Genomic DNA, 2,340 nt, shown 5'->3' with positions numbered 1-2,340 from the left:
TGGTCGGATCCTGATCGCGCCCGTTTGCAAAAGCAATTGAAAGAGGCAAGCAACAGAACAACGCTACATAAATTTTTGTCATAACGAACTTGCCTATCAAAGCAGTATAGGCACCCCGTGCTAGGCAACCTGTGCCAAACCGTACGAATAAGTTTAACATTAAGTGTTTACAGCTCCAAAGAAATGTACCGTCACTCGAACCACCGTGTGTATTCCTGCAGAACTCTCGGATTTCATATACTAATAAAAACTTTTGAGTGAGGAGTACTGGACAGCCACATGCGGAACCGAGAACCATCTTTGTATTACGTGATTGGAATCCTCATCACACTCATCGCATGCACTGAAGAAATTTCGTTTTCTAAAGCAAAAGCAGCCCAACCCGCTCTTCGGGTTGGCATGGAACTTTCCTATCCGCCATTTGAGATGACTAATACAGCAGGTCAGCCAGACGGCATTAGTGTGGAATTAGCACACTCACTTGGAAAACACCTTGGTCGCAAGATTCTTATTGAAAATATTGCGTTCGATGGACTGATTCCAGCCCTGCGAACCGGGACAATTGACTGCATCATTTCATCTATGACATCAACGCCAGAGCGGGCCAAGGCAATCGCTTTCTCAAACCCATATCTGAAAACTGGGCTAACTCTCCTTGTCGGAAAAAATTCACCGATCTTGTCAGCTGACGACATCACAAAACCGGGTGTTCGTATAGCTGTCAAACTAGGAACGTCTGCTCACAAATACGCGACTCAAAAACTCAAAAATGCTCACGTATTTGTCTTGGATATGGAGTCCGCTGCTGTGCTTGAAGTCATGCAAGGCAAAGTAGATGCTTTCATTTATGACTCACTTTCCGTATATCGCCATCATCGCCGCCACCCAAAGACAACCAGAGCAATCCTCAATCCATTTCATCAGGAAACCTGGGCGATTGGGCTTCGAAAACAAGACGTCAAACTGCTTGAAGAAATCAATAAATTTCTTCAGAAATTTAAAGATACAGGCGGCTTCGATAAACTTGGAAAAAAATTTCTACCGGACGAAAAAGCCTATTTTAAGGCACACAACATCCCATTCTACTTTTGAGCACAAACTCCCATATTCTTCGTGCTGCCATAGGACGGACAACCAGCCATAGAAAAGTGCGATTCGACCCTACACTTAATCATAAGGCGACCGGTAGACTTCCCAACGATTCCCGCCCTTTTATTTCACGCAAAGACCCAATGATATAGTTATGTCCCGTTCTGTTGCCCATCTTATTGTTGCTACGGCGGTTACCCTTCTACTTATTCTCGCTTGCTGGCAAGTGCCTGGCGACTGGAACTGGTCTGGTGTCTGGGAGTATCGACAGAAATTTTTTTTCGGCTGGATCGTTACTCTTGGATTAAGTGTTGCAGCCCTGATACTCAGTGTGGCAATAGGCCTTGTTGTCGCGTTGTTTTTGGGTGCTCGAAATCCACTTCTTGAAGCAACTGGAAGAATCTATGTTGAGCTTATTCGAGGAACACCGCTACTTGTTCAACTGCTTCTTGGTTTTTATGTGATAGCAAGTGCCGTTGGTCTCGAAAATCGTTTCGTGGTAGGCACCTTGGTACTGGCTGCTTTCAGCGGAGCGTACATGGCTGAAATATTTCGAGGAGGACTAAATGCCATCCCCAAGACGCAGCGAGACTCTGCTCGCGCGATCGGACTTACACGATGGCAATCATTTCGACTCGTGATTCTACCTCAAGCCGTTCGGCTTGTCTTGCCTGCTATAGCAGGTCAACTTGTATCTCTTATCAAGGATTCTTCGCTTCTCTCTGTTATTGCCATCTCCGAGTTCACGCTGAATGCTCGTGAAGTGAATTCTTTTACATACTCAACACTTGAGAGTTACGCACCTCTTGCTATTGGCTACCTCATGCTCACCTTACCACTTTCAGCTGCTTCTCGATGGCTCGAAAAATCATTCAGCTACGAGAGATAACCAGCACCCCAAGTGATATCATGCAACTCATCATAAAAGAACTCACTCAAGCCTTTGGCCCTACGCGTGTTCTCGACAAACTATCAGTCGAAACAGGGACAGTGAACTCCCTTGTTCTGGTTGGACCATCTGGCGGGGGAAAGTCTACACTCCTCCGAATCCTCGCAGGCCTTGATACTCCAATCAGTGGAACAGTCACATTTGATGAGACCACCCTAGGCCGAGACGAAGCAAGCCTTCGACTCTATCGACGTACGATTGGCACGGTTTTCCAATCCTATAACCTTTTCTCGCACCTATCTGCTCGTGAAAATTTAATCCTTCCCCTCGTGCATGTCCACGGATTAAGCCGTGATGAATCA

3 protein-coding genes are annotated in these 2,340 nt (G+C 46.1%); all 3 read left to right on the top strand.

Annotated features, from left to right (window positions below):
- The first annotated feature begins 279 nt into the window (after positions 1-279).
- On the top strand, positions 280-1,092 hold the full coding sequence (locus tag ABGY95_RS05090) for a transporter substrate-binding domain-containing protein (protein ID WP_347440617.1): 813 nt from the start codon (positions 280-282) through the stop codon (positions 1,090-1,092).
- A 151-nt stretch (positions 1,093-1,243) separates the two neighbouring features.
- Positions 1,244-1,978 (top strand): amino acid ABC transporter permease, encoded by a 735-nt coding sequence (locus ABGY95_RS05085; RefSeq protein WP_347440616.1) that lies wholly within the window; start codon positions 1,244-1,246, stop codon positions 1,976-1,978.
- A gap of 20 nt (positions 1,979-1,998) precedes the next feature.
- Positions 1,999-2,340 (top strand): ATP-binding cassette domain-containing protein (locus ABGY95_RS05080; RefSeq protein ID WP_347440615.1); only part of this gene is annotated, 342 nt, incomplete at its 3' end.

The organism is Rubritalea sp., from assembly GCF_039830215.1.
Taxonomy (GTDB): domain Bacteria; phylum Verrucomicrobiota; class Verrucomicrobiia; order Verrucomicrobiales; family Akkermansiaceae; genus Rubritalea.
The sequence above is the reverse complement of the archived record's forward strand: the minus strand, read 5'-3'. Positions and strand labels throughout refer to the sequence as shown.

What these genes read in the sequence shown, in the direction of transcription:
- ABGY95_RS05090 (WP_347440617.1), top strand. Translation starts at nt 280, where the DNA reads ATGCGGAACCGAGAACCATCTTTGTATTACGTGATTGGAATCCTCATC.
- ABGY95_RS05085 (WP_347440616.1), top strand. Translation starts at nt 1,244, where the DNA reads ATGTCCCGTTCTGTTGCCCATCTTATTGTTGCTACGGCGGTTACCCTT.